Source organism: Xenorhabdus mauleonii, from assembly GCF_900113945.1.
In the GTDB taxonomy this organism is placed as follows: domain Bacteria; phylum Pseudomonadota; class Gammaproteobacteria; order Enterobacterales; family Enterobacteriaceae; genus Xenorhabdus; species Xenorhabdus mauleonii.
Genome location: NZ_FORG01000019.1, coordinates 1 through 26,349 on the forward strand (window position 1 = coordinate 1; position 26,349 = coordinate 26,349).

A 26,349-nucleotide genomic window follows, 5' to 3' on the forward strand; every position below is an offset into this window, starting at 1 on the left:
CAAAGCAGAAGTTGAGACACCTGACAGGACTTAAAGACCCCTCCCGTTTCCGATACGTTGGTCCCTCGTGCGCTCTCCTGTTCCCATCTTGCAAGTTTACAGCCAGTTTTACTCCGCACTTTCAACCTAGGGGGCGCTATCTCACAGCTTCCCTTAACTGGCACTGCTCTTGTTTAGATGGTTCGCTCCAAGCTGGACTATATGCACGAACTCCCCGTTTAGTCCGACAACCACGCTATTTTAGTAACAATCACATGATTCCAATCTAAAATAACACGTAAAAACGCTATAAGTGGAAGCCTAACGGGAACTCGCAGCAGAAGGGGGAAGAAATAGACAGTTGCTATAACTGAATGGAATCTACACAGCACATAAAAAGTTATTGCGACAAATAATAGATGCTGCTAAGATCTTTGAACATATTTTGGAACTTCCCCTGCTGGATGTTCCCGCGTTCAAGAGACTGCGAATCTCGTTGAACATTTGAAGAAAGCGCCTTGCAGGGCGCTTTTTTCTTTCCTAAAAAGGATACTCTTAAATACGCACTATAGTCAATAATACCTTAAGAAAAGGCTCACAGTGTATGAGTCATCCTGTCGGAATTAACCACTCTTACGCTGCCTCATAAGATTGATGGCCTCTTCAATCGCTTCCCAATTAATCCCTATATTGGCATCAAAACAACGCAACACGTTCCTCATAGCTTCGGCAATATCATCATCAGTCATTGGGATTCCCTCAGATTGAGATCTAAAATCATCATCAAACCACAATGAACCTACACATAATTCATCAGGAGAATAGCGCTGTAAGCGTTTAATTAACGCACCAACTGTCGTTTCATGATACATAAAAACCTCTTCGTTCATAGTTAATGGTATCGGCTAACGCCGTGACCACGAACCAGAACGGGCGAACAGTAGCCCAAACAAGGGCGTTTCCGGAAGCCGCAGCGCAGCGACGGAAACAACGTGGACGGAGTGAGAACGGGTGAGGACAACGACGAAGTTTCCCTTGTTTGGGATACGGCCCGGGCTAAGGTCTGGTCACGGCGTTAGCCCAAACGACACGAAAAGTACATAAGGCGCATAGACCGGGGGCCCGGTTCACCGGGTATCCTTTTTGTGGCCAGGCCCTGGCCACCATAAAAAAGCACTGGCAGCGGGAACGGCGGCGATTAAGCATAATGTCGATGTGTGAAAAGCACACCGATATACCCATGCTCACCTCGTCACGCCGGCCAAATCCGGCGATCTCGGAGTGATTACAGTGAGAACAGCGTATGGCGGGCGTAACATAATCACTGGAGATCCAGTCCTGCGCCTCCTTCTTAGTATCAAAAAGGAAACGATAGGTGTAAGAATTAGCGCCATCCATTACACCGTATAGACGATGCCCATCTTCAAACTCAATAACAAAGACACTATGCGATACTTACATCGTCCTCAAAAATAGGCAAAAGAACTAAAACCCGATTGAATTTATGTGATTGTATTAAAGCAGATCAGCAACTAAATTCGGGCAGCCTGATTAAATATTATTCAATTTGTTCTCAGGCTGTTTCTGATGGAAATAGCGAGATCTACTCTCTGGTTTTCAGCAAAGTTATCCACAAATGCTGGGGATTAAAAAAATTAGCACTTAAAAGCCGACAGTTTTTATCAGAAAGAATCTGCAGCTACGATCGCTCTCAGCTTTTGAAACAAAACCTCACGCCGGCATTGAGCTAATCGAGGCAGTATTACCAATAAAGTGATAGCCTGAATAGCAAGCATTACAGTACGTGGCGTATTCTGTTCGTAGCTTTTATAAGTTCGAAGGCAAACACCTAGCGTTTCAGAGACTTGTTTTTGTGTCCAACCCAGGGATTTTCTCCATGATTTAAGCCCAGTAGAGGGCATTTGAATATCGCTTTTACTAAATTTAGCCGGCACAATATCGGGATCACCAACTAGTAAATTAAGTCTGGTCATTACATGAGGTAAAGATAATTTTTCTAGCTCCGGCAACATAATCTGTAATGAGAGTGTTTGAGTTCCTAAAATTACCACATGAGAAGGGCCATTTTTTTCATAATAGCAATAGGTTCTAAAAGCGACACCTAACTGTTCCGCAGCATCTTCCTGTCGCCAATGACCAGAGCGTATAGAACGTGAAGAGTATTGCCCTGAACGCCATAAACGCAGTTCATAACCTGTCACAAAAATTTCTCCAAAACTAAAAAAAAATTATTTTTATATGCAAATATTACTCCATCCTTAACACCAACAAAGGTGCAATATTTGCATATTTTATTTATAAATAGATATTGAATTATGAGTCGTTTTACTATTGAGTCCGTGGCAGATTAAACTGCCACCTTTGAGCAAATTGAAAATACACAAACTACTTACAGAGCTAGTCTCTACTCCTCCATCGCTAACAACTCATGTTAGTTACTCAATTCGTCATTACTCGCAAAGCTATAAGGCAGTAGTTTTTACCCATGCCCGTAATAATCGGATGTTCATTAAAGTTTTTACAGCCGACTCTGGATTATCATTAACTAAACTATTTACCATACCTTGCAGCTGCTCCGTTCTCAGATTTTGCTCTCCACAGATTTTTTCTAATCTTTCCTGCACCTTAACAAGAGAGTCACTGTTTATCTCTTCAAGAGAAAATAGTGCACGTAGCCAACTATACGGATGATCGGGGTTCAGTTTGAACAATGTCAGTAAATTTTCAGCTGCTTTATTTTGTGCCCTAGTATCAGATTTAACGTTGCTCGTTTCACTATCAACACAAATACCAACCCACTCCGAATGCTTAAAATTATCTATATAGTTAATACATTCATTAGAAGATGAGATCATGCTGCTCACCTCCGTTGCCGTGTGATTTTCCAACATCATATTTGTAGCTATACCAATAGCATTAATCATTACCCCATGAGTTCCAAGGTGACATTTCCGATATTCCGCCCCCATAGAAAGTGAATGCAATAATTCCCAATTCATCACATTGGCCCAAGCGTTCCAAAGCAAAACAGCATCCTCACGTTGTTCTGGAGAGATTTCATCACCGATACGTAGGCCCAACATTTTACGAGTAGCATCAGAAAGCGCTTTAAAGCTAATTAATTGAGAACTCTTTGCTGGAACAACATTGTGTTCAAAATCAATACTTCCTTTAAATGCAGGCACAACGGAGGTCAAATACCTAGCTAACTGGTTTAAAGGATCATTATGGTTATAGGCCATATTGATTGCTGCAGCCGGTTTACATGCATTATTGTTAATATCAGAAAAAAATTGTTGGCGAACAGCAAGAGAAACATTTTCAGTAAGAACTACAGTAATCGTGTCCTTAGTTTCCCTTTTTTTCACAAAATCTATCACTCCGCGAAACTTATGTTGGCCATCGAAAACTTTAATGTCTGTATCCATACGAACAAAAACAATGCCGAGATTGCCTAATTCGTGAACAGGCTCAAATTTAACAATTTCCTCAATATTTCCATTTAGTGTAGGCAGAAAATAAGGCGCTTTTTTATCATGGGCATTCACAAGATAACGGGTAATTCTACGTGCTCTAGCGAGGTTAAGCTCTCTCTGAGAACGTTCTAAAACATCATCAGCATAATCTATGATAAAAATGCGCTTTAACATCGACATAGGCACAGTAAGGGCATATTGAGTTATCCCACCTTGTTGACCTCGCGTAGCTGGAAGATTGATGTACATTTCGTTATCTGGCTGTGTCATATATGATTCCCTCTAAATCTGAAAATTGGCCATCAATAATGGCCAACTGAAAATGTGTTTCAAAAAAATTACTTATAAGGTTTCCTTGATGACATGCAATAATGCCTCATCTCTTGATAATTCTTTCAATTCCAATCCCATACGAACTAGCTCAGTGGCTAAAGTAAAAGCGCCAAATGCCATATGTTTCTCACCCGAATGTATAAAATAAGTGCACAAGGCTTTAGCAGTTGCATATTTCATATATGACTTTTTATCATTCGTTTCTAAGTGAGGATGCTCGCTTATTTGACGAATAACATTTTTTTTCCATAGAGGAAAATCATCATATAAACCAGCCTCATAAAGTTGGCGTCCCATATCAAGCAACTCCCCGATAAGACCTTGTAATACTGACTCTGTAGCTTCATCGACGCTATTCTTTGCATCCTTTTCATCATTCGTTTGTTCGCAGTTCTTCATTAAGTCATGTAGTTTTGTTTTTAATGACTGATCCATATATTCCCCTTTTTCAACTTTCTTTCTGGTGTATTCCCTTTATTTAGCTTTCGCTGACGCAGGGTATCTGGCGCCGTGACACTAGGACCGAGTCGGGGTATCAGCAGACAGGGCAAGGGCGGCATAGCCGGCGATAGCGAACCCTTGCGCGGTTTGCGCCCCGACTCAGAGTCTGTCACGGAGAAAGATTCACTGCGTATAAGAGCAAAAAAAGGGATTACACCAGAAAGAAATAGCCAGGCTTTATCCTGGCTAACCTTAGCGCCGGCACAATCAGTGCCGGCAGTGGAAGCGGCGCAAGCAAAGCTTGCTGCAAGCGGGAAGAATGAATCATTGCAGGTTCAATACCTGCAATGATTCATAGGGGCTAGAACAAATTATAAAGTGTACAAATAAGGGGATTTGAGCCTTACAATAACTGTAGGGAAAAGAGCATTAAAAAAAGATAATGGTTATCCAAGTCAAAGCTAAACTGGCTCTACGAAAATGTGATTTTTTTTCTGAAAAGAAGAACAATAAAAAACATAAAAGCAGTATAAAAATATACAAAAAAAATACTAAAAACATACAAAAAAGGTATTTTAAATATACCTTTAAAATACCTTTTCATCACAATCTGATTAATCAAAACCACCGTCTTTATCTAATTTTTCTCTCAATGCCTCAGTAATATATGCAGTAAATAGCAATGTAGTATTACCATTCGCTTTAACCTTCTTATAAGCCTCATCTAACTCAATTGGTATCGGTATGTTTTTCGACCTTTTTGCTTTGACATTTGATCTTGTTTCTAACTTCTCATTTTCCTGTAATGGCGCTGTATTTGATGCAGCCTTGATGCGATTAAACATTTCTCGTTTGTTTTTCATGACATACCTTTTTAATACTATTTATATACATTAATAATACATTAAACGTTCTTATTCTGTATATTTATTGCTATATCCCTCAAATCAAAAAACAATGATCTCATTGCATTTCCTCCTCTCCCATGACGTGTAGCCACATGCTCAACAATTCCATAACCCTCACCAAATTTTTGAGGGATGGCCTTATCAGTAGGTATGATAGTGTCGAGCTTAACCAAATGTTCAAAACCACTAATAAATTCCTCAAAGTCTGAAAAATTTTTGCGAGATGGATGCATCTTATTCAGCAAAACATAAGCAATTTTCTTTTCACCGGTATCTTTTGAGATCTGGTGCAGAACACTATCAAATTCAGCAAGTCCTAGCATATCAGTGAAATCATCAGCTACTGGCGCAATAATTATATCTGCTGCTGCTATCGCGGCTCGGGTAAATGCGGAATCAAATCCTCCACAGTCAATTAATATGCATTTTTTTTCCTCTTTGGCTGTGATGAGTTCATTGATGAAATCACTGACAGAATTTAATGATTTAGCCAACAAACGGATAACGTTCCATTGTTCTTTCTCACGCCTGAATTTATTGGCAGTAGTAATCGCAGGAGTATCATCTGTATCATAGATAACATCAGGATCTACCTCTGGAGCGATATTAATCGTCACACTTGATTTTCCAGTTCCACCTTTCTTTATTGCAACAGCTATGATTAGACCCTTATAGATTTCACTCATACAATTATCATCCTAAAAATGTACATTAAATGTATAAATAACATACTGAGTGCATTCTAAACACATTGGGCACAAAGTCAACGATTAGTATTATTTTAATACATAAAATATACATTAAAGGTATCTTTTATGTATTAAAAACATACCCTTTACTCTAATATAGATTTTTGATTTAACAGAAAAAAGAATGAAGGAAAAAATAATGCAACACTTAGATCAGAAAATTCGCCAGTTTTTAAAAGCAGTGCAGGATCTAAAATCCTTAGAGATCATTGATGACATCGATAATCTAACTCTTTCTCAATTACAAGAAATGTTATTGAAGCAATCCAACAATGGCACTCGCCTAAAGCAGCAATTTCTCCGGCATGGTGCAAAATGGGAACTAGAAGAAGAAGGCGAGCTAAAGAGGCTTTTTTCTATCGGGGAATTAAATGTAGGGGAGTTTGCTAACAAATACCAGAGACGCCCAAAATCTGTTAAAATACGAATGATCAAATTAGGCTTGATAGACCAAGAGAACTCATAATTATCATCTATCATACAATCACGCGACAGCTGGGCAGATAGACTCAAGGTTCACACCTGCCCATATGGCAACACAATATTAAGCGTGAAATCCGCTCTGACTGGCAATCAGTTTTGCACCGCAGGAGGTTTGCATACCTTCCAATGCAATGTTTTTTCCTTGATACTTTAAATCACGACTTCCTTCTACAATCGGAAAGGTTCCTTTGCATTTTGGGCAGGTGACTAGATCACCTTTAGCCGCAACTGGTATACCTTGATAAGCATAACCATCAATAGCGGTAATAACTTGGCCACCATGATCTGTCATGTCGTTTAATCGAATAACGGCTTTACCTGCCATGGGTTATACCTCTCTCAGTAACGGCAGTAACTGCAAATCTCGCAAGCAAATTTCGATATCATTGGCTTTATTGATATGCTCTTTATTTTCTATGTCAAAGACTTCTTTTGTAGTGACAATCAATGAACCAACCCGATCTTCTTTATCAGGGATAGATAAAATTTCTTCTGCCATTGGAACTAAAACAGGCTCGATTACTGTAGGTAAATACAACATCCAACCTGCGCTTAAACGATCTGGGAAAACATTCTTATCTTTTAATGTATATCCCCGAGTTTCTATCAGGATATATGCAGAGCAATAACTAAAAGCTAGCTTTTTGATAAGCTCGATCAATTGTGGAAATTGGTATTCATGTTCATTAGTATTTAGACTAAGGGAGATTTTTGTTTTGTTATAATCCCCATTCACAAAATTGTGACATTGAATACCACTACTAAGCTTACCTTCTTCACCATCCCAAATGGCTTGAACAATTAATGGCTGTTCAGATGTGTATTCTTTTTCAAATTCTTTAATTGCTTCTTTTGTTGCCCCTTGTTCATTAAAAGCAATCCTTTCTAAGGCTTGTTCTCGTGAATCCCCGGTTAAGTACCAAATTTTTTTTCTTCCAAAAAATTGGTCTATATATTTTAATACGTTATCCAAGTTTTCTATTGTACTTTCAGGCGTCACAGGTTCGGAAAAATGGCCATATATCGTTATTCTTAATGGTAATATTTTCATCTTTCATCGCCTTATTCGAAAAATGGTGTGTGAAATACTGTTATATTTGGAAATCCAGAAAATGCCTTTGAAAAATAAGAGGAAGTTACTAACTCCATAAAATGCCAATGTGATTTTGGTATCCCTTCAAACTTAGTGCATTCACCTTGCTGTCTAGCGGCTTGAGACATCATAGAAGTATGTCCGCCTTTCCACCAATGTTTAGGCTCACCATCTTCGAAAAATTGTTCATGTTTACCTTTAGCCTCAAGAAATAAACATTGTTTAGGTTTCCAGCCATCAAAGCTAGCTGCTCCACACCTCCATACTTCGAGTTGGTGAGTTATTTCATTGTATGCTGAATTACAAATTTGAATTTGATAAATTGTCGAAATCGCAGAAATGCTAGCACTTTCCCAATAAGGAATAACGCTCCCAATCGCAGGGCATTCCTTACATTTAGTGCGAGATGTCGTAATTGCTTCCGTTTCGGATTTTGCTTTGTCTTGTTCGTCAGATTTATCTTTCGTAGCTTCATTGATTCCTACAGCCACGCCGGTGCCAATAGCTATCCCAGCAAGGGCCGTTAAAGTATATTCGGCCGCTGCCAAAAGTGCAGGGCCAGCAAGAACTAAAGGTATTGGCATCTTAATGTTTCCTTTTCATTAAGTTATCCACTATTCGCAGATAATCACGGTATTGTTGTTCTGGGTTATCGCCTGCATTCAACATATTTTTAATTTCAGGGGATGCGTGGTAATTGCGATTAGATGCAACATAATAAAGATAAGAACGTATCAATTTCTCATCTTTAAACCCCATATCAATCAAATCCAGATACGTGTCTTTTAGTCGTTTATGTAGGCTTTGTTCGCTTTCGTCTCTGACTAATTCAGCGTATTCTGACTGAATCTGTTTTCGAAAATGAGTGATATACGCCTCATCCTCTGCATCAATAAATTTACCGACCTGTTCTTTACTGAGCTTTATCATCATTGTGCTCCTTTCACAGAATAAAACTGGCCATTTAACCAATATTCCCATTCATCAATCGATTGTGTGAATGCGGCTAGCTGTTCCTGGCTAAAAATATCTGGGATTTGATGCAGAATGCGCGGATCATAAAAACGTAACAGGGCAGTTTCACCATTTTCCAACTGAACGTTCAAATACGGTTCAAAATGACGGGTCAGTACATCCAACGATTGTGCCGTATACACCCATGAAACAGCAGGAAAAGTTTTTTCCAATGTTAAGAACCTTTCCATTAATACCGTATCGTGCGTGACATCAAACAACCATGGCCCAGCAAAGGCGATTTCAGAATCCGGAAATTGACGAAACAACGGATTATTCAGCCCTGCAAGATAAGTTAATTCTTCATCAAAGAGGCGTTCATACTGTAAGCCATCAACCAGTGCATACCTTTTCATATCAGGGTGCATTGTTTGATATCTCTGCCGTTCTTCCTGTGACACTGAAATCATGATTGCCCCCTGATAACCATTGCAGCACCGCCTAATGCTGCTTTCATTAAGCAACTGATACAAATTTTCTCTGGCGGGGTGACTGATACTTTTTCAGCTTGGGCCACATTAATGGATGACAGCTTATCTAACATATTTGGCAATTTTCCGCCCCAACCTGAACCATTGCCCGGAGAGCCGCTCCCCATATTAACGGCAGAGCTGCTAGTAATCCCGCCTGCGTCAATTTTTAGAAAATGGCCAGCAGCTTGAATGGTCAATTCAGAACCAGCATCAATCACAACTTTAGTTCCAGAACTCAAATGAATTTCATTGCCACTTTGAGTTAACAGCGCGTCGTCAGCTTTGATATGAAGTTTTTGCCCAGTTGACAACGAAATATCATTGCCTGCCTGTATGCGGTACTCATTATCAATACGTAAATGGGCGTCGTTTTTAATGTGATGTGTCCGGTTATGACCCACATTGTGAGTTTCATCATTGAGTACCTGCGCTTTAATGTCTTTTTGCGCATGAATGAACACTTCTTCACTGCCTTTGGCATCATCAAAGCGCAGTTCGTTAAAGCCTTCGCCTTTATGGGTTTTGGTTTTAAAGGTGGTACGGGTTTTAGCGGACGGCAAATCCAGAGGCGGGCGATTCAGGCCATTGTAGACACAGCCGGTGACAATTGGGCGGTCAATATCGCCATTAAGATAAGAGACTATCACTTCCTGCCCAATACGCGGTATAGCCATAAAACCAAAACCGTTGCCATTCCAACCCTGTGCCACACGAACCCAGCAAGAGGCACTATCATCCACTTTATCGTAACGGTTCCAGTGAAAGTGGACTTTGATCGCACCGTCTTTATTAACGAATATTTCTTCGCCTTCCGGCCCAACAACGGTGGCGCTTTCATCACCGTCTGCCAGTGGCTTGTAATGATACGGCGGCCGCCAATCAGCAAGCCCGTCGATAAAACTGAAATCATTGCTAAGCGTGGTGCCATCCCCGCTATTATCTCCCAATGCCTGAGGGCAGAGCCCATGATGACTGATTTCAACAATCTGCCAGCGTGTATTTAACGGGGTATGCGGGTGATTTCCGATTTCGAAAATTTTACCTGGTCTTAGTTTGATACAGTTGCTCTGCCCGTTGCCCCGTTTTGTCTGGTTTTTCAGCACTTCATGGCGATATTTTACAAACGGTTTGCCTTCCGCTTCCAGCTGGAAACGCCCATAACTCTCGTAAATGGTATAGGGTGTGAGTGAACCTAATGCCTGATATTCCGGGCTGCTCTCCAGTTGGTACACCGGAGAAAGTGGGCTGTCCGGGTTGTAATCTCGGTGGATGCTTCGCTTTGGTGCCATGCCGACCCCAAGGCGTACCTGATAAATTACATCCTGGCCGTGGGCGGTGTCTGGCTGGGGTTGGTATTGTAGTGGTAGATTGGCCGTCATCCCTAGATGGCTGTCACTGAAAAACAACGTTTCATCTTCAAACCAAAAACTGATCCCTTCTTCTGCAGCCAGTCGGCTGAAAAATTCATAATCCGATTCCCGTTTCTGAGTTGTGTATTCTCGGTTCTGGTGCGGATCTTCCAACTGAGAATCAGTACGAATACGGTGTTTTTTCAGCAAGAGTTTAATGATATCCGGCACACTTTGGCGATGATAAATATGGCTGTCTTGATTCAGCGTCAGTCGCCAAAGAAACGGACGCACGGTGAAAGTGTAGAGTGTTTTATTACCATCGGTGCCGCACCAATCAGCATGGGAAATAATCCCGGTGATTTTTCGTTGCTCCGCCTCGTCGTAGAAAATTTGAAGTTCTGCTTCTTGCATCAATAGTGTGGTTAAATCGATCTCTAACGGAGGCTTAAAGGGATTAGCCGGCAAGGATTGAACTAGAGTGAGATTCAAAGTGAAAAGATTAGAAAGCCCTTCCTGCAGAGTAAAATCCACTACCGCAAATGTATCTTCGGGCAAGTCTCCAACCCGACAAAGAAAACGTAATCCGCTTTTTGGCATTATTGTCTCCTAATTTTTCATCCATATTTCGTTATATTACATTTCGCTGCGTAACCCTTTCTGTTCCTTAAACTGCCACAGTACATCCTGTCCCCCCTGCCGATAAATTCTGAGCATAATGAAATTATTCTGCACAACAAAACACGCCAACAGTTGGTCGATAATCCGACAAAACTGATACATGACGCCGTCATTGTCATAACACGCTGGATCAAGATAAATATTCAGGTAGTTGCCATTAATGGGGCGACCCTGACCTTGTTTACTGTAGTCAAGGCGATTGCCTGACAGGGCTTCAATACTCACAATGCCGTTGATATGTCGCTGCATCAGACGGCTCAGAGTGCGATCATGTTCAGAATAGCAATCATACAGACGTAGAAAGGCTCTCAGTGATTCAGCATCGAACAATAGAAAAGGCGGGCAGTTTAAAAGATTGATCAATGACCAATCTGATTTTCCCATCACCATCGGTGGAAAATCAGGAGAAACTGCCGTGATATTACGGGCATGTAAATGCGCGGGAACCGACATTGGCGTATGTGTAATTTCACCAATATCCAATTGCATGGCCTGAATATGATAACCTGAAAAATGGGCACATACCGTCTGAGGTGATAGATTATTTGCAGCGTTCCCATCCATGCCGATAAAGCGTATTTGGTTACGCAAGCGCCCCAATAAATCGTCTGTTATCAGTGATTGAAAATAAACGTTATCAGGATCGCCTGTGTTAAGCAGCCAGTCACTTTTGGATTGATACTGGTCAATTGGCTGGAAATAACAGGATTTACCTCTCGGTGCATTTCCTTGTGTAGTTTTTTCGCCAGGCTGCTTCGCCGTCTGAATGCTTTCTGTGCGGAAAAGCCGCACGGTGTCTGCCAGCGGCAACGGAAAACACGCATTATCTGGCACCAATGAAATAGGCTGGCTGAGCATCGGCTCTAAATGAACTGCGGGCACGCAACCTAATTGAAAAGCATCTCCCAAGTCATTTATCGGAAGCTCTCCCTTTAGGCGGAAAATTAGCTCACATGAACCATCAGGATTTAACAGTAAATCGCGTTGTTCCTTAACATCTAATGTGATGAAGCTGAACACGTGAGGTAAACAATAATACTCGGTCACCTGTTTTAAATGAGCAAAAAACAGATCTTCGGTAGTCAACAAAGTGTGTTGTAAATTTTCACTCCAGCCAGAAGAGTAACTATCCCTGAGCCTAAGCTCCTCCTCAACCGTTCGCAGATAGAAATCCTCAATATGCATATCCAGCCACAAACTTAATTGGGCTGCACGGTTTTGATCGGTGCCCAGAAAGAAATGCAAACTTCCCCCTGACCAAATAGGCAATGCATTGCCCGTTTGACGCAGTGTCAAAACAATATCACTGTATTCACTTGTTTTTTGGATGCGCTTATTCAGAACAATGAAAGGCTCAATATGCGAAGGAAGGCAGGTGTTAAACCGCAATGCTTGTTCTCCCTCCGTGGCAATAACAGGCGTACCTTGAGGTATATCCACGGCCCCTTGATGAATGTCTTGATGAGGAGTGAATTGGATAATAGTCGTCGGGGGAACAGGGCGCATGGTGTGTGGCCAAATCCGTCCAAGCATTTCATGGGTGATTTCTGGGTAAGAATCCTTAACGGTGCTTAACACGTTTGAAGACAACAACGAAAAACCCTCCATAAGACGCTCAACATCCGGATCATGGGGGTGATTCAAAAAATTGGCCAAATGAGGATATTCTGCAGCCATCGACTTCGCTTTTTCGCGCATATAAGCCAATTCTTTCAGATACAGAGATTCCTTACTGTTTTTCATCTTTTCTCGCAAGCATGTTTTGGTTAATTATCCATCGACACTTTATTGAAAAAATTTATGTATGTTTAGAATTGATGGAATTAATACGGTATCTTACGGGATTGCTCGTTAAATTTAACTTATGTAAGTCTTATTTTTGTGATTTCGGAAAAATCTCAATCAATGGGGTAGAAATCTTTAAAATTTCCCTTAATAGGCAGTGTTTGTCTTGGTTTGTTTAATAAAGGATATCCAAATTTAGCTGTTGATCTACTTTTGGTGTAATTACATGGATAAACCTGATTTTAGTGTTAGTACGTTAAGTCTGATATACCACTGTTGGGCAATTAATCCGAGAAGAGAGGAAAAAAGTGAGAATGCATGATGCAGTGCAAGTTATAGGTATTTCGTACAAGAATTTTAGTTGCCATAATTTACAGACAAAAAACTTTGAATGAGATATATCTGATATGTTTAGAAGGGATTTAAATGAATAATTTACAACTATCAATATCATTGATAAAAACAATAACCACTACAAAATAAAGCCATTAACTTTAAATTGTTAAGGATAAAAAAACATGAATAATCATGAAACTTATTCAACGATAGTAGTACCAATTAGAATAATTGGTGATATATCTTTAAGGCTTGCTGAAATAGCAATAAAAGAAGGTGAAAAAGCATCTTGTTATGATGCTCTAGATATAAGAAAATATACATTCTTTATAAATGGAACGTTATCTCTTGAACTATTTTTTAAATCATTTTCCGCCAAACGAAAACATCACCCGTCCCATTTTAATATAATTAAAAATGAAAATCTCAGTCAGATAAGTGAAGATGAATATAACAATACCAATATTCCTGCAATCTCATTCTTGCATAGCAAGATAGAAATACCAAAAAAACTTCAATCACATGATTTAGAAAAACTTTTTTTAAGTATACCAGAAAAACATCGAAAAGAATTTTTAAAACATGTATATGAAAAATCAAGAAAAATAAAAAATGAAGAGCATTTCATGAAATATATCAGCAGCATAAAAAATTACTTTATAAAAAAAAGATATCCATTTGAACACTTCCAACTTGGATCACCAGAAGATTCATCTAAAATCAATGATTTAATATCAATATTAAAAGGTTTAATCGCATTTATCAAAGAAAATCCAGATAATAGAACCAATTAAAAATAAATTAATTCACTCTTTAATAATTTAAAAATAGCCATCAGTTAACATACTAAAATTACATGTTAACTGATTGAAATAAATTATATAAATAAATTAAATCTATGAAGACACATTAATACCAAAATAACAAGTCAACTACTCTATCGGCACCATTCTTAGTAATATGTATTCCATCCTTAGTTCTGATAGGTATAGAATTAAATTCCTCTATATAATCCATACCTAGAGCCAGTCGCGTATCAATCATTTTTATATTTTGATTTGAACAAGCACTAATAATTGTTTCCCTGCTGTTTTTTAATAAAACATTTTTATTTTTATCAGCCAGCTCAGGAGGTAGCAACCATATAATTGGCCTTCCCTCTGAAAAAACCTGCAATTTACTGATAAAATTAGCCACTTTTATAGCATACTGCTCTTTTTGTTTTTTATTTATAAGATCATTAGTTCCCAATACCACGTAAATCGTTTCATAGTTTGAATAATTTAGGTACTGTAAATAGCCATCCCAATCAAAAATACGATTCGATGCCAAGCCAGAACCTGGCATATAAATAGCATCAAGAGGAGCTTTTTTTTTATAGCTATGAGCTATTTGATAAGTAAGTGAGTCACCTAAAAATAATGACTTAGCATAAGAATTAGAAAAAAAAGAAATAAAAATAATAAAAATAATAAAAATAATAAAAATAAATTTATTCATTATTAGAAGCCTTTCCCTTATCAACCATAAGTGGCAATAGATATTACTGGTCACATGAGTATATTTATTCTCTGGTGAACAGGCTATTCATTATACACAATAGAAAACTAAATAAAAAAGTTTATAACATGGCAGCGTCATATTTTCACACTTTAGATCTGATTCGAAAAAAAACACCAGCTTATCCACCGTTTCTGTCTATAACTCTATATGCCGATTGACAGCCAGTAAGTGGCTAGGAATTGCAGGATTTTAAGCTCTATTTTCATTATCACAACTTCGAGAATGAAATCTCGTAGCATGAATTGCTGATAGGTATTTATTTCCCGTTGGTGTAAATAGTTCCATTGGGCTTTATGCCCCAAACCAATGTGAGAGAATGGTCATAGATTTCGGTGAGAAGGATTGGAACAAAAACACTCTCCAAAACATAACTTCTATGCAAATGCTACAGTTCGCCCTACAGAACTTTGCAGATTTATCGCATCTAGATTCATTATAATGAAGGGGGATCTGATTAAAAAGTTATAATAAACTCCTATCTACACCCCCCATTTTTCGAAGCTCAGTCACATAAATAGTGTAATGGCTATACCTCACACTTAATGATTTATTCAGAAACTAGTATTGCAAGATATTCTTTGTATTTTTTTATAGACTCACTCTCTGTTAACTCTTTCTTTTCAAAAGCTGAACAGGTGTCATTAGAACTTTTGGATGATTTATATAATTGGTTATTTTCACAAGATATGCCATTGGTAGATGCCAAATTATTACTGCCCATCCCGATTGGTTCAAACGTACCAGCATAACTCATTGTAAGCCTCGTGGCGTCTATTACCAGCTGATTCATAATGTAAGGTATGATACTATTACTGGCTTGCCCTTGGTCTCTATAATTAGGGTTACGAACCGTGCCTAATATTTCATAAGAATTAATCCTTTCAATCTCGTTACGTTGATCATAATCAGCGTTGGCTCTATATAGTGTAGCAGATTCTATTTGTTGCGCATTAATAGCCCGTATAGCAGCCCATTCTTGCTCTTCTCCGTAATCATTACGTACATTAAAATAAAAACTTCTACTTGTTTCATTCCTACCGTTTTGCATACCGTAATTAAGTGATTCATTAATGGAATGAAAGTTACCTGTAGGTCTTATGCGATAAACCCAAAACACTCTACTTCTATTAGTATTTTGATATCTACCAGCGCTCACAGCTCCAAAAAATTGTGCGATTCTTAATTCACTACTTGTAGATATATATGCTGAATCACCGCTATTTTCAGCTACATGCCTTATTACATGAATGTTTGTTCCTTTGCTGCTAAATCCTTCTGAGAAAATAGTTGTTACATTTCTAGTATCACCTCTATAAACTATATCTGGAGGAACGATTGCATAAGCTAAATTTATTGATGAAATAATAACATTAATTAATATATAACATATAAAATTCTTAATGTTAATTTTTGCAATCATTATAACCACCATTTATTTTTTGAGAATCAGGACCTTAATAGCACCGACTGAATCAGTAAGGTTGGTATTAGCACTTATGAATTCATAAGAAATTTGCCTATTTAGTAATAAAGCCCTTTCAGCAAGAGTAACTTGGGAATTAGAAGACAACTCATATCGTTTACCATTTACTGTTATTGTAACTACAAATTGACTATCCTTATTATATGCTCTTATTTCCTCTATAAATCCTTTTTGCGCTTCTCCTTGAGCACCAAAAGCAACAACGGACATAAAAATTGATAATATAAAAATATAAAATTTTTTCATATCGGTTCCTATGATTTATTTTGTGAGATTAGACTAATGTTTGTTTTTATATTAAAATATGATTATTTACAGATTCAATCCTAACACATATAACAGATCAGAAAACCATCAAAAATACATTGTCCATTAAAATTAAATCAAGTATTGACATAAAAATTAACATATGGAAATACCCAAGGTTTTTTATGCTCCTCAAATAATAATTAAAACACGTGCCCATTCTCCCGCAGGCTTTTTACTGCTCATTCCAACCCAGAATGAACAGGAGGCGTTCAATTTGGTCTAATTATCGTAACACCACAGCCAATCCGTTTATTCCGTTTATTCCGTTTACTGAAAATCCCCTATCTATAATTAAAACGTGCCAAATATCGGTGCCAGACCTTCCGGGCTGCCTCATCATAAATACGGTAAATTTCCCTAATATGAAAGAGTGTATGCTAAATAAATATAGCGGATGACATTGTTAATGGATCGTTAACCTTATAATAGGCAACAAAACTTTAAAACAGAAAGTTATTGTATCAAAATCTAATTTCAGTATCATTTATGATACATAGAATAAGTTACGTTAAATGTTACATTTCATACGGCATAGAAACTAAAAAACAACCATGTACCACAAACGACCGTTTAAGAGACATATATCTGGATACTACCTTTATCAGTTATCAGGTGAATAAATGAAATTGGGTTATGTGCGAGTGTCAAAAAATGATGGTAGTCAGACGCTAGATTTACAGGTTGATGCTCTGATAGAAGCCGGTGTAGAAAAAGAATACATCTACCAAGATTATGCATCGGGCAAACTTGAAAATCGCCCTGGTCTAGAATCTTGCCTTAAGGCATTAAGGCAAGGAGATATTTTGTTGGTTTGGAAATTAGATCGCCTGGGCCGAGATTTAAAACACCTTATCAATACAGTGTATGATCTGTCAGAGCGCCAAATTGGGTTCAAGGTACTCACTGGCCAAGGAGCTGATATTGATACTACAACGGCATCTGGCAAGCTGATATTTGGAGTTTTTGCCGCCTTAGCAGAGTTTGAAAGAGAGCAAATTCGAGAAAGAACCATTGCGGGATTAAAATCAGCAAGAGCCAGAGGAAGACAGGGGGGGAGAAAATTCCTCTTAACAAAAACACAAGTTAGATTAGCTCAGGTCGCGATGAAAAACAAAGACACAACTATGAGCGAATTATGTAGAGAACTAAACATATCGCGCCAATCTCTTTATCGTTATATTGGACCAAATGGCGAGTTAAGGGCACACGGTAAAAAAGTACTGGGTATAGTTGAAACTTAGTTAATATAAAAAGCAATAGAAAGGCATTAGATTAAATCTGTAATTCTTCTTATGAAAAAACTATCAAAGTGATCGCACAACAAGAGGATGACATTATGATTCAGAAAGAAAAAGATTTTGACGAAGCATTAAAAGCAACATTTCGTCAGCCGGCTACGCGATTAGTTATCCCCAAAATTGAAGATCCTTATAATCGTTTCTTTTTTCTGCTATTGCAATCAGATTGCCCATCATTACATGAATTTTGGGATCAAGATGAGAAAAAATGTGATGAACAAGGGCTACTAGCTACATTACCGTCTCTTAACCACGGTGAAAATATCATGGCTAGATTTCTGATGGCTGTATGGTTCAGCGATAAACGTGAATTTGACATAAGAGAAGCGGCAGCAACATTAGATTTACCTCGGCGTCGTTTGATTGCAGAATGGCTGTCAGATCCGTTCTGGCCATGAGCACTTAACTTTATTGATAATCACACCAAATTCATACGCATCAAATAATACACACACAAAACATAACAGGTAATACATATCAATGGCAGAAAAAATTCAACATGATGAACTTGAAGAAAAAATACAGAAATTTTTCAAAGAAAAAGGGTTTATCCAGCCCAAAAATGTTCAACTAATTGTCACCATTAAGGATAATGAAATCGCCAATATTGAGTTAAGTGAAGGGACCCTACAACGAATACATTAGATGAATAGTTCGGAATTAATATTCCAGAATGGCAACTAGTCATATTAAATTATCTTTGTTAAACAATAAGTTACATTATTAATGCGATTTTTTTCAAAATAATCAAAAAGTGAATCACCAAATGTCCATAAAAAAAAGAAAATTTTTTAACTTAAAAAATATGTTAATAATGTTAGCATTAATTTTAAGTTATTTTTTATTTGTATTGCCTATAGTCTATTTTAGACTTGCACCCATATATCCACTTTGGATGGCAAAAGATGTCTATGTCAAACCGCCCGAAGAAAAAAACAGTGGTGTTGTTATGTCTGGTAAGGATGTAAGAAAAATTTGTGGTCTTCGTGATGTTGATGATCTTGAAACTAATGCCGATGTAGCTGTTAAGAAAAATGGCATTTTTGTTCTCTGCAAAAATGATTATTTTGATACTGTCTATCATGTTAGAAGAGATTTAGGTGAGTAATTTCCTGTTATCAGGGCTCTGAAAAAAACAATAAAGCCCTCCTCAGAGGGCTGTAAGATTATTTATAATAACTTTTATTTTTTTTAACGCTTCCTCATATTCTTCTTTCTTATTCTGATTTTCTTTTAGCACAGACACCAAACTATTTTCCAATTCATTATAAGTATTGTTCTTTTTATGTAAGTTTAAGACTCTTTCCGAAAAGACATCATCTTCTATATAAAAATAACATGCAGGAACATCTAAAATATCTGCCATCCGGCAAGCAACTTCATATGTAGGCGATACGAGCCCTTTTTCATAGCGGTAAATTCTTAAACGAGCCTTTTCTGAATCTTCGACTCCTAACTTTTCTCCTAATTGGCTCTGAGTCAATCCTTTTGCTGTTCTAGCTGATAATAATCGATGTGGGTTCATATATAAAAACAATTTTCTAATTAACTTGACTATCTTCTACCACTGTTCCAAAATCAACGTTATATTCATGATATGAATCAGCTTCATGTTATGAATACATAAGATAAAAGACCTAAGCATCATTTACCTATGCTTCACCAGGGAAACAATACCTTATTATAAACTTAAGTTATTATAACAATAAGTAGCTTATATTCACCCCTCAAAGAGGGGTGAATAGGTTGCTTTAAGGCGGATTTATGAGCTTTCTTCTAACTAAAGAAGGTATACAATATTTTGAAATAATTGATCGATTGACAGAATTATCATGGGAAAATGATTCCATTGAATCTCTAGCAGAGCAAGTATGCGAAATTATTTCTTCATACACAAATGAAACGGAGGTTGGGATCAGTTGCATCATGATCTTGTTAAGAAGGTTACAGGATAATGAAAACTCAATAAAAATAATATTCAAATATGAAAACACTGCCTTATTTGTCGTAAATAAATTTGGGAACGTTGAAATAATAGATCAATTATTAGAGTTACAATGGGAAAATGATTCCATTGAATCTTTAACAGAACAATTGCATAATATTATTTATTCACACCCAAATTATACAGGGGCTGGAATAAAATCTGTTTATCTGTTATTTAAAGAACTACAAGAAAAAGAAACATCAGAAAAAATAAAATTCAAATACGAAGGAACAGCAGTGTGCTTGATTGATAAAGTTAAAGATAATCAATTTAAAAATTGATAAATTTAATTAAAAATCAAGCATTACCTCAAAAATCCAATGAAACCATAGCTTATAGTTAGAGTATTTATGCTACAAAAAATCTGTCATATGATAAAAATTATGTAGATTAAAACTCACCAATTATATTGTATGGAATCATTGGATTTTAAAAAAATTAATTAATATGCTTTTTTTTCATTTAATTTATCACCTATTTCTATTTTTTCTTCCATATCTATAATCAATCGTTGTAACATATTTACAAGCTCAAACATCAGTTGTTGAGCAGCTTCAAAATTTAATTTTAGAATGCTCACTTGACCGTTTACAATTCCTCCTTGAAGCATCGATTTTTCAAATCCTTTCTTTTTATTGTAATTTTTTATCATTTGTGAAATACGACGAGTAATAACCTTTTCTATATCAGGGTATTTTTTGTTATAAAATATGTGAGGGTGACTGTTAATAAATGGTTCCCATGAAAATAGAATATCATATCGATGGGAGTAACTTTTTTGCTTAGGTCGATAGTGCCATAAAACAATAAATGGAATTCCTATCCTTAAACATTTTTCAAAGTGATGTTGCCAAGAATTAGGAATAGCTCGACCTTCACATAAAATATAATAATCAAATGGTAATAGAGTTGGTACAGATAAGATAGGTGAGGTTTCTGTTAGGGCTGTGCTTGTAGCGCTACTCAACCATAATTTACGAACTTGATCTCTAACTGGATTAAGTGCGATGCAATACCAGTTTAACGGGATATAAACCGTCAATTGAGGTATGTTTTCTTTTATCCTTAGATAAGGTTTCGTAATTTTTAAAATCTCGTCAATTCGATTGTTATACTCTAAATTTTCTAACCAATTGATAAATTGTACAGCATCTACTGAACATAAGCATCCAAAACTTTTACCGTATTTGTATAAGGACCAATCAGATTGAGAAGAATATTGGTTCTGAACATATAGCACCAAGCTTTGAACTAAAGCCTCTTGCTGGTCGGTTTTTATAGTAAATCTCTTACGTGGTTTTATCAATAAGTCAATGAATAGAGTTGGCATAGAGGATCTCTACTTATCTAAGCTTTTGATAACATATTAATATATTTGGAAATTAATTAAATCTTATTTATATAGAAATTTCCTAAAGCATCAAAAATGACTTCGCTATTAGGCATGCAACCGCTTGCTCGAACAATGATAAACTATAACTCGACTCAAATCGAACCGGCTTTGGATTGAGAGGGCAATTAAGCAACGATCAGATTAACCTCAAAAGCAAGTATAAAGTGTTTTTTGTGAATAATGTGAAGGCTGTAGAACGTAAGAATTTAAGGACTGGCGTCAAGAAAAAGTTGGAAAGAAGCCGTTTACTGAAAAAATATTTAAAATTCCAAAGCAATAAAAGAAAGTTAAATATTGCAGTATCAAAATTCAAATGTTTCCTTTTACGTCTTTATATCAAGGATCAGCAAAGGAATCCTGGGTTCTTCACTGGTTTTACACAAAAGCTGGCTCTCTGAAATAAAGAGTAACTCAGTAGGTTAGCCAGCGAGCCCGGCGTAAGCCGGCACAGGATCGGAATAGATCACTTAACCTCCCTCCACCCTATAGAGCCAGTCCATCTTATAGCGATAATTAAAGTTATATAAGCCCTGTAACCCCGGTGAGGGGCGTTAACGGCGTTACGACGTTAACGCCATGATTTCCGGGGCCTTAGCAACGGCAGTGTACTGCCGGGGCTTAGGGGGCTGTTATCTTTGATGCTATAGCAATTACCTGAGCACGTGGCCGTTAGGCCGCTGTATGCGAAGTCATTATTTGTTTTCACCGTTTTTCACAGTCTTTATTAAATAGAACAATTAGTTTTTTTTGAATAAAAGATAAGACGTAGTCTTGATTATCTTGCAGGTAAAAAGGTGATTATTTGCTGTTAATGCTTTGATCTTAATTGCAGGTAATTGTGTATAAGATTTTATTACACTGCTTTTATAGCTTCCATTACCCTTATGTTGGATTTTACTTTAATTGAAATGGGCGTTTATTGAACAAATGAAGAAGAGAGAAAAACGCAGATACCGCCAACTAAGGCGGGAAATTTTAATTGCTACAAAAATAATCAGTGAATAATATCGGGTGGGGTATCAGGTTGAGCGGCCATCACCTCTGGTCCCAATTGTAATTGATACAATTCATTCCAAACTCGTTTTTCAAACTCAAGTTCAGTCATGGTGCTTAAGAGTTCAGGAGTAAGAGAATGCAGCAACCTGTTCGCCACTTTATATTTTCTATCATCAAATGGCAGGCGACTAAGAATTTTCTGTTGTTTCCTTTTTAAGGCTTCGGTACGGCGACGTACCAAAGTAGCTAGCCGGCATTGATTATACCAACGAGCCCGAGATGCTTTCACAGATAGCACTTCACCCGGTGCAACGATTCCCTCTGATTCTGCAACACGGCGTTCATACTGTTCAGCTCTTAACTTATCCATGTTAATACCCGTTAAACGCCAGCCAGCATCAGTGATAATGACATGTTTAGGAAAATAGATACCGTTCATGTAATCAAAAGATTGTTCAGATTCAGGAATACTGAGAATTCCAAATTTAATCATTTCATCAATAACTCGTGATATCCGACTTAAAGTTACCATCGTATCAGGAATGACATTCCCTAGTTCGTCTTTTGGGCTCAGTCTCTCAGACAATTTTGTCAAATTGATAGTCACTATGCTGTTAGACAAATTTACTGTGTCTAACATAACAACAAACAAGGCATCTAATAATGCACTACGCTCTGGGCGAAACCCTCTCTGACGTCCAACAACGGGGCGCATAAAAACAAAGTAGGGTGAGCGTGATGGTCGACGACGGAATGACCATTGGCCAGTATTGCGATCTTTGATTACTAAATTTCGCTGTGCACGCCCAAGTTCACCTGGTAAAGGTTTATATCCCGTAGGGCGAGTATAGAATGGACTTGGACACTTGCACGCAGTAGAGTGATTACCTCGCCTGCGCTTGGTTGTTGGTCTTTTTTCTAAAGAGACTGTTGTTTTTTCAAACACCAGTACCTGCGCTTATGGCAGAATCATATTGATCTAAGTCGTACATGCGTTATAATCCTCAACAGGCACCCTAAACTAATGGGCAGCGCCTGCTTTTTTATCCCCTGATATCTTTCCTGGTCCGCCAAGATTGAGAAGATATCGGGGGATTTTGCATTTATAAGGCTCTAACTCTGAGCCTATTCATCCTAAGCATTTAAGGATATGCCCTATCCAATTACGGAAAGTGGCTTGAAGCCCCTTTCAATCGCATTTTTATGCGCCTGCCAGATCTCTAGCTTAATAAAAATTTAGCACAATATTTTGCAAATATTACCGTATTTTTAAAGGGATGCAACCAAACTATCATTAAATCCCTTTTTCCATCAGAAAGCCCACTAACTCGCATTTTCCACTACTCATGAACAGTTCGTCAAGCAAACTCACAACAATAAAATCAGTGTAAAGATAAACCTTAGTAATCTAAATTTACCGGAAAAAACATCGAATCGTTGTTTAACCAACCAATGCAAGCCTATAAAACAAGCAATCGAAAAAAAATTTAACAGTAGATATTTATTCTGTATTTTTACTTTAATGTCTAAATTCATCTGTAAAAATGATCCTTGGTAAATTTTTTTATCTTTAAATTACCCTTAACAGAACTTAATAACTGTTTTTTGTTGGTTTACAAAATTTATGAATTCAATAAATCATTTTACAACAGATTAAATTGAAAATACTATTCCATACAGACATAAACCCATGTTAGCTCGGATAGTAAATACTCCTATTTTCTACCCATCAAAACAGTTCAGGCTAAAGCGCAGTCATAGTTAAGGGGAAAATCAATGCCTATCTCCTCTATATTAAATTTTTGCCAATTGCATTCCTTGGGTGCGATTTTGGCGGAGCCTGTCCTTTACACCGCGCTTTAATATTCTTCTGCAGTTCTTCATTTCATCATTGGGAAACATTAGAACATCATGGAACGCTGGTATCTCGCTTGCCATAAAGCTGGTAAAGATAACGTATTCAAAGCCCAGATAGCTCTAGGACGAAGGAATATAATGGCTTTTAGCCCTACAATCCGTAGTTATCGACCGAGATCAGATAGACCAGGCCAATTTAGACAAGTAATGGAGCAACTTTTTCCTGGCTATTTATTTGTTTTCTTTGATCCTGAAATAGATCACACCTCAGAAATTGAACTATGCCCTGGGATAAGTCAGCTCGTTCGTTTTGCTGGTGAAATAACGCCTATCCGCGATTCTGTTGTTGATGAAATAATGCAGCTACCAGTTTGTACTCAAGCGTTTACCACTAAACATCCTGGTAAACATAGTTGGCGAAATAATACAAAGCCTTTGAATAATCAACAAAGAAGACAAATCCAATCTCTGGTTGAAGAAAATAACGGATTAACTCGCAGTGCGATGTTTTACGCATTTGCAGAATCCTTGCGCTAACGGTCAAGAACGTTCACTCAACATAGATATTCCACATTACAGTCTTCCCGTTAAATGTCGGAAAAAACTAATATTACGACCTCCCAAATACTGGCAAATTCCAATAATTACGCCATCGCGTATAACCGAGATGATTTTAATGATTCAACGCCAATCACAATCAAAGAGCTATTCTCTGAATGCTCAATACGACCAACTCCTTAATGAGCAAGCTGTTAGTTTGACCGATATTCTAAATCGACCGGTGTCTTGCCGTAATATTCTTGAAGCTGCAATTGGACTATTACCAACGATAGATAGGGATGTTTTAGCCCAGAAAGTACTTGATAGCACAAATAAACCTAGAAGGGGCCGACGTCCCATAGACAGGAAAATAAGCCAATGAAAAAACTCCTTCCCGTCGCACTAGCGCCGGCGATGTTGAGCGGATGTGCCACAACGATTCAAACACCCCCGGCTGTTCCAGCTCAAAAATTTGTCACAACACTAATCCAAGAACAGTTACCAATAATAAAACAAGCGCACAGCGAATTAGCTCAAGTCAGCCGAACACAACTTAATCCTAAATATCCAGCCACTTCTCTAGATAGCAATAAAGCAACAAAGAGCACTCCAAGTACTTCAACCTCTTCATCATTAACAGCAAAAGCAGTTAGCGGATTACAAGCTATACGTTATATAGGTACTCCTCCTAAACTACTTGTGCCGGCGAGTGCTGGAAAATCTGAAACTCTAAACCAAGCTGTTATGCTGATACTTCCTGTACACTGGCAACAAAATTATGGGAAAAACATCAAACCAGAAGTGCATGAATCATTACAATGGGAAAGTAATTCCCAATGGCCTTATGTACTCAATCAGATAATGATGAAAAAAGAATTGATAGCTACAATAGATTGGACAACACAACGTGTGTCTATATCGTCAAAACCAGTATCAGAAAAAAGCATTCCAGCACTATCTACATTTGGGGCAGCTAAACCCAAGCTAGAACAAACAATGGCTAGCTCAGAAAAAACAGCAGTTATAGGGATTACACCTAAGCCTATAACCCAAAGAAAAGTATGGCGTATTGAGGCAGGAGATACTTTAAAAGACGCATTATTCAATTGGTCGACCAATGAAACATGTACCACACCAGGAATAAAGAATTGGTCAGTGGTATGGGCGACATCAATTAACTATCGCGTTGATGCTCCTTTAAAATTCGAAGGTAGCTATCACGACGCATTGAATAGCCTATTCACTCTATACGGTGCTGCTAAAATTCCTTTATATGCTGGTATTCGCAATGAACAGTGTGTGCTAAGTGTAGATGATAAGGAGATCCATTAATTGTGTACTACTGGTTACTGTCATTTTTTATTGGTTTCCTTGTCATAGGAGACATCACTAGCAGCATTCCAATAGAGTACCAACGACAAGAAAGTGATTTGAACCAACGAGCTATTCAAACTGCACGTTATATTAATGAGATCAACGATTGGCGTTATAACAATCCAGCACAAACCGAAGGAACTATTTCAGATAATACTTTAGGTTGGGTGCCAGTACCGGGTTTACACCATGTATTACAAGCTAATCGTGTATTTGTATATCAAGATAATCAACCTGGTTTAATATCAGCATTACAAGCTCAAACTCATAATTCAGCATTGATTGGTACAGTGATTAATCGACGTTTGATCGATTATTCTGGCAATGATATGCAAGTTGCCGTCCCAGCCCATATTGCTAACGGTCAGTTGGTATACCTTAACTAACTCCGTATCTTACCCCAGCCTTATTCGTTCTTAATCCAAGAG

Annotated in this window: 30 protein-coding genes; 11 read left to right on the forward strand and 19 right to left on the reverse strand. The window is 37.6% G+C overall.

The window, feature by feature from the left end:
* Window positions 1-602 precede the first annotated feature (602 nt).
* The 4 genes from BM100_RS15965 to BM100_RS15980 form a co-directional block, all read right to left on the reverse strand.
* Entirely contained in the window at window positions 603-851 is a 249-nt protein-coding gene (locus tag BM100_RS15965) for a hypothetical protein (protein WP_092512711.1), read from the reverse strand.
* A gap of 810 nt (window positions 852-1,661) precedes the next feature.
* Window positions 1,662-2,201, reverse strand: coding sequence for a helix-turn-helix domain-containing protein (locus BM100_RS23125; RefSeq protein ID WP_092512714.1), 540 nt, complete (start codon window positions 2,199-2,201; stop codon window positions 1,662-1,664).
* A 261-nt stretch (window positions 2,202-2,462) separates the two neighbouring features.
* Window positions 2,463-3,746, reverse strand: a complete 1,284-nt coding sequence (locus BM100_RS15975) for a DGQHR domain-containing protein (RefSeq protein ID WP_092512716.1) — start codon at window positions 3,744-3,746, stop codon at window positions 2,463-2,465.
* 72 nt (window positions 3,747-3,818) lie between these two features.
* A complete protein-coding gene (locus BM100_RS15980) occupies window positions 3,819-4,244 on the reverse strand; it encodes a hypothetical protein (protein WP_092512718.1) in 426 nt (141 codons plus the stop codon).
* 75 nt (window positions 4,245-4,319) lie between these two features.
* On the opposite strand from BM100_RS15980, the gene BM100_RS15985 reads away from it, so the two are divergent.
* The gene (locus BM100_RS15985) at window positions 4,320-4,601 is read left to right on the forward strand and encodes a hypothetical protein (protein ID WP_092512720.1); all 282 of its coding nucleotides are present in this window, start codon (window positions 4,320-4,322) and stop codon (window positions 4,599-4,601) included.
* A 263-nt stretch (window positions 4,602-4,864) separates the two neighbouring features.
* On the opposite strand, the gene BM100_RS15990 is transcribed toward BM100_RS15985, so the two are convergent.
* Together BM100_RS15990 and BM100_RS15995 are read right to left on the reverse strand one after the other, a co-directional pair.
* A complete protein-coding gene (locus BM100_RS15990; protein WP_092512722.1) occupies window positions 4,865-5,113 on the reverse strand; it encodes a hypothetical protein in 249 nt (82 codons plus the stop codon).
* Window positions 5,114-5,154: 41 nt separating this feature from the next.
* Window positions 5,155-5,844, reverse strand: coding sequence for a division plane positioning ATPase MipZ (locus BM100_RS15995; protein WP_092512724.1), 690 nt, complete (start codon window positions 5,842-5,844; stop codon window positions 5,155-5,157).
* Window positions 5,845-6,046: 202 nt separating this feature from the next.
* On the opposite strand from BM100_RS15995, the gene BM100_RS16000 reads away from it, so the two are divergent.
* Window positions 6,047-6,373 (forward strand): hypothetical protein, encoded by a 327-nt coding sequence (locus BM100_RS16000; protein ID WP_092512726.1) that lies wholly within the window; start codon window positions 6,047-6,049, stop codon window positions 6,371-6,373.
* 78 nt (window positions 6,374-6,451) lie between these two features.
* On the opposite strand, the gene BM100_RS16005 is transcribed toward BM100_RS16000, so the two are convergent.
* Genes BM100_RS16005 through BM100_RS16035 form a run of 7 tightly spaced genes read right to left on the reverse strand, consistent with a single transcriptional unit; the run spans window position 6,452 to window position 12,743 of the window.
* On the reverse strand, window positions 6,452-6,715 hold the full coding sequence (locus BM100_RS16005) for a PAAR domain-containing protein (protein WP_092512728.1): 264 nt from the start codon (window positions 6,713-6,715) through the stop codon (window positions 6,452-6,454).
* 3 nt (window positions 6,716-6,718) lie between these two features.
* Window positions 6,719-7,441: an Imm52 family immunity protein gene (locus BM100_RS16010; protein ID WP_092512730.1), complete on the reverse strand. Its 723-nt coding sequence runs from the start codon at window positions 7,439-7,441 to the stop codon at window positions 6,719-6,721.
* 11 nt (window positions 7,442-7,452) lie between these two features.
* The gene (locus BM100_RS16015) at window positions 7,453-8,067 is read right to left on the reverse strand and encodes a Tox-REase-5 domain-containing protein (protein WP_092512732.1); all 615 of its coding nucleotides are present in this window, start codon (window positions 8,065-8,067) and stop codon (window positions 7,453-7,455) included.
* A gap of 1 nt (window position 8,068) precedes the next feature.
* Complete coding sequence (locus BM100_RS16020; protein ID WP_244590705.1) at window positions 8,069-8,416, reverse strand: hypothetical protein; 348 nt, start codon at window positions 8,414-8,416, stop codon at window positions 8,069-8,071.
* On the reverse strand, window positions 8,413-8,907 hold the full coding sequence (locus tag BM100_RS16025) for a DUF4123 domain-containing protein (RefSeq protein WP_092512736.1): 495 nt from the start codon (window positions 8,905-8,907) through the stop codon (window positions 8,413-8,415). Before BM100_RS16025 ends, BM100_RS16020 begins: the two co-directional genes overlap by 4 nt.
* Window positions 8,904-10,919 carry a type VI secretion system Vgr family protein gene (locus tag BM100_RS16030; RefSeq protein ID WP_092512738.1) on the reverse strand — a complete coding sequence of 672 codons (2,016 nt, stop codon included), beginning with the start codon at window positions 10,917-10,919 and terminating at the stop codon, window positions 8,904-8,906. The genes BM100_RS16025 and BM100_RS16030 overlap by 4 nt, the downstream gene beginning before the upstream one ends.
* A gap of 36 nt (window positions 10,920-10,955) precedes the next feature.
* Window positions 10,956-12,743, reverse strand: coding sequence for a type VI secretion system baseplate subunit TssF (locus tag BM100_RS16035; protein ID WP_092512740.1), 1,788 nt, complete (start codon window positions 12,741-12,743; stop codon window positions 10,956-10,958).
* Window positions 12,744-13,303: 560 nt separating this feature from the next.
* Here BM100_RS16035 and BM100_RS16040 point away from each other — a divergent pair.
* Window positions 13,304-13,915 carry a hypothetical protein gene (locus BM100_RS16040; protein ID WP_092512742.1) on the forward strand — a complete coding sequence of 204 codons (612 nt, stop codon included), beginning with the start codon at window positions 13,304-13,306 and terminating at the stop codon, window positions 13,913-13,915.
* A 115-nt stretch (window positions 13,916-14,030) separates the two neighbouring features.
* Here BM100_RS16040 and BM100_RS16045 read toward each other — a convergent pair whose 3' ends face one another.
* From BM100_RS16045 to BM100_RS16055, 3 genes are all read right to left on the reverse strand, one after another.
* Window positions 14,031-14,621, reverse strand: coding sequence for a DUF459 domain-containing protein (locus BM100_RS16045; RefSeq protein WP_092512744.1), 591 nt, complete (start codon window positions 14,619-14,621; stop codon window positions 14,031-14,033).
* A 610-nt stretch (window positions 14,622-15,231) separates the two neighbouring features.
* Window positions 15,232-16,104 (reverse strand): hypothetical protein, encoded by an 873-nt coding sequence (locus BM100_RS16050; RefSeq protein WP_169924772.1) that lies wholly within the window; start codon window positions 16,102-16,104, stop codon window positions 15,232-15,234.
* Between the two features lie 12 nt (window positions 16,105-16,116).
* Window positions 16,117-16,413: a hypothetical protein gene (locus BM100_RS16055; protein WP_092512748.1), complete on the reverse strand. Its 297-nt coding sequence runs from the start codon at window positions 16,411-16,413 to the stop codon at window positions 16,117-16,119.
* Between the two features lie 683 nt (window positions 16,414-17,096).
* On the opposite strand from BM100_RS16055, the gene BM100_RS16060 reads away from it, so the two are divergent.
* The 4 genes from BM100_RS16060 to BM100_RS16070 all read left to right on the forward strand — a co-directional run bounded on the left by BM100_RS16060 (window position 17,097) and on the right by BM100_RS16070 (window position 18,882).
* Complete coding sequence (locus BM100_RS16060; protein WP_092512750.1) at window positions 17,097-17,717, forward strand: recombinase family protein; 621 nt, start codon at window positions 17,097-17,099, stop codon at window positions 17,715-17,717.
* Between the two features lie 95 nt (window positions 17,718-17,812).
* On the forward strand, window positions 17,813-18,172 hold the full coding sequence (locus BM100_RS16065; protein ID WP_092512752.1) for a hypothetical protein: 360 nt from the start codon (window positions 17,813-17,815) through the stop codon (window positions 18,170-18,172).
* Window positions 18,173-18,254: 82 nt separating this feature from the next.
* Complete coding sequence (locus BM100_RS23130; RefSeq protein ID WP_169924773.1) at window positions 18,255-18,419, forward strand: hypothetical protein; 165 nt, start codon at window positions 18,255-18,257, stop codon at window positions 18,417-18,419.
* 121 nt (window positions 18,420-18,540) lie between these two features.
* On the forward strand, window positions 18,541-18,882 hold the full coding sequence (locus tag BM100_RS16070; RefSeq protein ID WP_092512754.1) for a hypothetical protein: 342 nt from the start codon (window positions 18,541-18,543) through the stop codon (window positions 18,880-18,882).
* A 42-nt stretch (window positions 18,883-18,924) separates the two neighbouring features.
* Here BM100_RS16070 and BM100_RS16075 read toward each other — a convergent pair whose 3' ends face one another.
* Window positions 18,925-19,299: a helix-turn-helix domain-containing protein gene (locus tag BM100_RS16075; protein ID WP_092512756.1), complete on the reverse strand. Its 375-nt coding sequence runs from the start codon at window positions 19,297-19,299 to the stop codon at window positions 18,925-18,927.
* A 239-nt stretch (window positions 19,300-19,538) separates the two neighbouring features.
* Between BM100_RS16075 and BM100_RS16080 the strand changes: the two genes are divergently transcribed.
* Window positions 19,539-20,042 carry a hypothetical protein gene (locus tag BM100_RS16080; RefSeq protein ID WP_092512758.1) on the forward strand — a complete coding sequence of 168 codons (504 nt, stop codon included), beginning with the start codon at window positions 19,539-19,541 and terminating at the stop codon, window positions 20,040-20,042.
* A 161-nt stretch (window positions 20,043-20,203) separates the two neighbouring features.
* Here the strand turns inward: BM100_RS16080 and BM100_RS16085 are convergent, their stop codons facing one another.
* Together BM100_RS16085 and repA are read right to left on the reverse strand one after the other, a co-directional pair.
* Entirely contained in the window at window positions 20,204-21,091 is an 888-nt protein-coding gene (locus tag BM100_RS16085) for a hypothetical protein (RefSeq protein ID WP_092512760.1), read from the reverse strand.
* A gap of 1,057 nt (window positions 21,092-22,148) precedes the next feature.
* Window positions 22,149-23,096, reverse strand: coding sequence for a plasmid replication initiator RepA (gene repA, locus BM100_RS16095; RefSeq protein WP_092512764.1), 948 nt, complete (start codon window positions 23,094-23,096; stop codon window positions 22,149-22,151).
* A 965-nt stretch (window positions 23,097-24,061) separates the two neighbouring features.
* Between repA and BM100_RS16100 the strand changes: the two genes are divergently transcribed.
* The 3 genes from BM100_RS16100 (at window position 24,062) to pilM (ending at window position 26,307) form a co-directional block, all read left to right on the forward strand.
* Window positions 24,062-24,544, forward strand: a complete 483-nt coding sequence (locus BM100_RS16100) for a transcription termination/antitermination NusG family protein (protein WP_092512766.1) — start codon at window positions 24,062-24,064, stop codon at window positions 24,542-24,544.
* Between the two features lie 381 nt (window positions 24,545-24,925).
* Window positions 24,926-25,879, forward strand: a complete 954-nt coding sequence (locus BM100_RS16110; protein WP_092512770.1) for a TcpQ domain-containing protein — start codon at window positions 24,926-24,928, stop codon at window positions 25,877-25,879.
* 2 nt (window positions 25,880-25,881) lie between these two features.
* Window positions 25,882-26,307, forward strand: coding sequence for a type IV pilus biogenesis protein PilM (gene pilM / locus BM100_RS16115; RefSeq protein WP_169924774.1), 426 nt, complete (start codon window positions 25,882-25,884; stop codon window positions 26,305-26,307).
* Window positions 26,308-26,349 lie beyond the last annotated feature (42 nt).

Excerpts from the sequence above, each read along its gene's own strand:
- BM100_RS15965 (WP_092512711.1), bottom strand. The coding sequence starts at position 851 with ATGTATCATGAAACGACAGTTGGTGCGTTAATTAAACGCTTACAGCGC.
- BM100_RS15975 (WP_092512716.1), bottom strand. The coding sequence starts at position 3,746 with ATGACACAGCCAGATAACGAAATGTACATCAATCTTCCAGCTACGCGA.
- BM100_RS15980 (WP_092512718.1), bottom strand. The coding sequence starts at position 4,244 with ATGGATCAGTCATTAAAAACAAAACTACATGACTTAATGAAGAACTGC.
- BM100_RS15990 (WP_092512722.1), bottom strand. The coding sequence starts at position 5,113 with ATGAAAAACAAACGAGAAATGTTTAATCGCATCAAGGCTGCATCAAAT.
- BM100_RS15995 (WP_092512724.1), bottom strand. The coding sequence starts at position 5,844 with ATGAGTGAAATCTATAAGGGTCTAATCATAGCTGTTGCAATAAAGAAA.
- BM100_RS16000 (WP_092512726.1), top strand. The coding sequence starts at position 6,047 with ATGCAACACTTAGATCAGAAAATTCGCCAGTTTTTAAAAGCAGTGCAG.
- BM100_RS16005 (WP_092512728.1), bottom strand. The coding sequence starts at position 6,715 with ATGGCAGGTAAAGCCGTTATTCGATTAAACGACATGACAGATCATGGT.
- BM100_RS16010 (WP_092512730.1), bottom strand. The coding sequence starts at position 7,441 with ATGAAAATATTACCATTAAGAATAACGATATATGGCCATTTTTCCGAA.
- BM100_RS16015 (WP_092512732.1), bottom strand. The coding sequence starts at position 8,067 with ATGCCAATACCTTTAGTTCTTGCTGGCCCTGCACTTTTGGCAGCGGCC.
- BM100_RS16020 (WP_244590705.1), bottom strand. The coding sequence starts at position 8,416 with ATGATGATAAAGCTCAGTAAAGAACAGGTCGGTAAATTTATTGATGCA.
- BM100_RS16025 (WP_092512736.1), bottom strand. The coding sequence starts at position 8,907 with ATGATTTCAGTGTCACAGGAAGAACGGCAGAGATATCAAACAATGCAC.
- BM100_RS16030 (WP_092512738.1), bottom strand. The coding sequence starts at position 10,919 with ATGCCAAAAAGCGGATTACGTTTTCTTTGTCGGGTTGGAGACTTGCCC.
- BM100_RS16035 (WP_092512740.1), bottom strand. The coding sequence starts at position 12,743 with ATGAAAAACAGTAAGGAATCTCTGTATCTGAAAGAATTGGCTTATATG.
- BM100_RS16040 (WP_092512742.1), top strand. The coding sequence starts at position 13,304 with ATGAATAATCATGAAACTTATTCAACGATAGTAGTACCAATTAGAATA.
- BM100_RS16045 (WP_092512744.1), bottom strand. The coding sequence starts at position 14,621 with ATGAATAAATTTATTTTTATTATTTTTATTATTTTTATTATTTTTATT.
- BM100_RS16050 (WP_169924772.1), bottom strand. The coding sequence starts at position 16,104 with ATGATTGCAAAAATTAACATTAAGAATTTTATATGTTATATATTAATT.
- BM100_RS16055 (WP_092512748.1), bottom strand. The coding sequence starts at position 16,413 with ATGAAAAAATTTTATATTTTTATATTATCAATTTTTATGTCCGTTGTT.
- BM100_RS16060 (WP_092512750.1), top strand. The coding sequence starts at position 17,097 with ATGAAATTGGGTTATGTGCGAGTGTCAAAAAATGATGGTAGTCAGACG.
- BM100_RS16065 (WP_092512752.1), top strand. The coding sequence starts at position 17,813 with ATGATTCAGAAAGAAAAAGATTTTGACGAAGCATTAAAAGCAACATTT.
- BM100_RS23130 (WP_169924773.1), top strand. The coding sequence starts at position 18,255 with ATGGCAGAAAAAATTCAACATGATGAACTTGAAGAAAAAATACAGAAA.
- BM100_RS16070 (WP_092512754.1), top strand. The coding sequence starts at position 18,541 with ATGTCCATAAAAAAAAGAAAATTTTTTAACTTAAAAAATATGTTAATA.
- BM100_RS16075 (WP_092512756.1), bottom strand. The coding sequence starts at position 19,299 with ATGAACCCACATCGATTATTATCAGCTAGAACAGCAAAAGGATTGACT.
- BM100_RS16080 (WP_092512758.1), top strand. The coding sequence starts at position 19,539 with ATGAGCTTTCTTCTAACTAAAGAAGGTATACAATATTTTGAAATAATT.
- BM100_RS16085 (WP_092512760.1), bottom strand. The coding sequence starts at position 21,091 with ATGCCAACTCTATTCATTGACTTATTGATAAAACCACGTAAGAGATTT.
- BM100_RS16100 (WP_092512766.1), top strand. The coding sequence starts at position 24,062 with ATGGAACGCTGGTATCTCGCTTGCCATAAAGCTGGTAAAGATAACGTA.
- BM100_RS16110 (WP_092512770.1), top strand. The coding sequence starts at position 24,926 with ATGAAAAAACTCCTTCCCGTCGCACTAGCGCCGGCGATGTTGAGCGGA.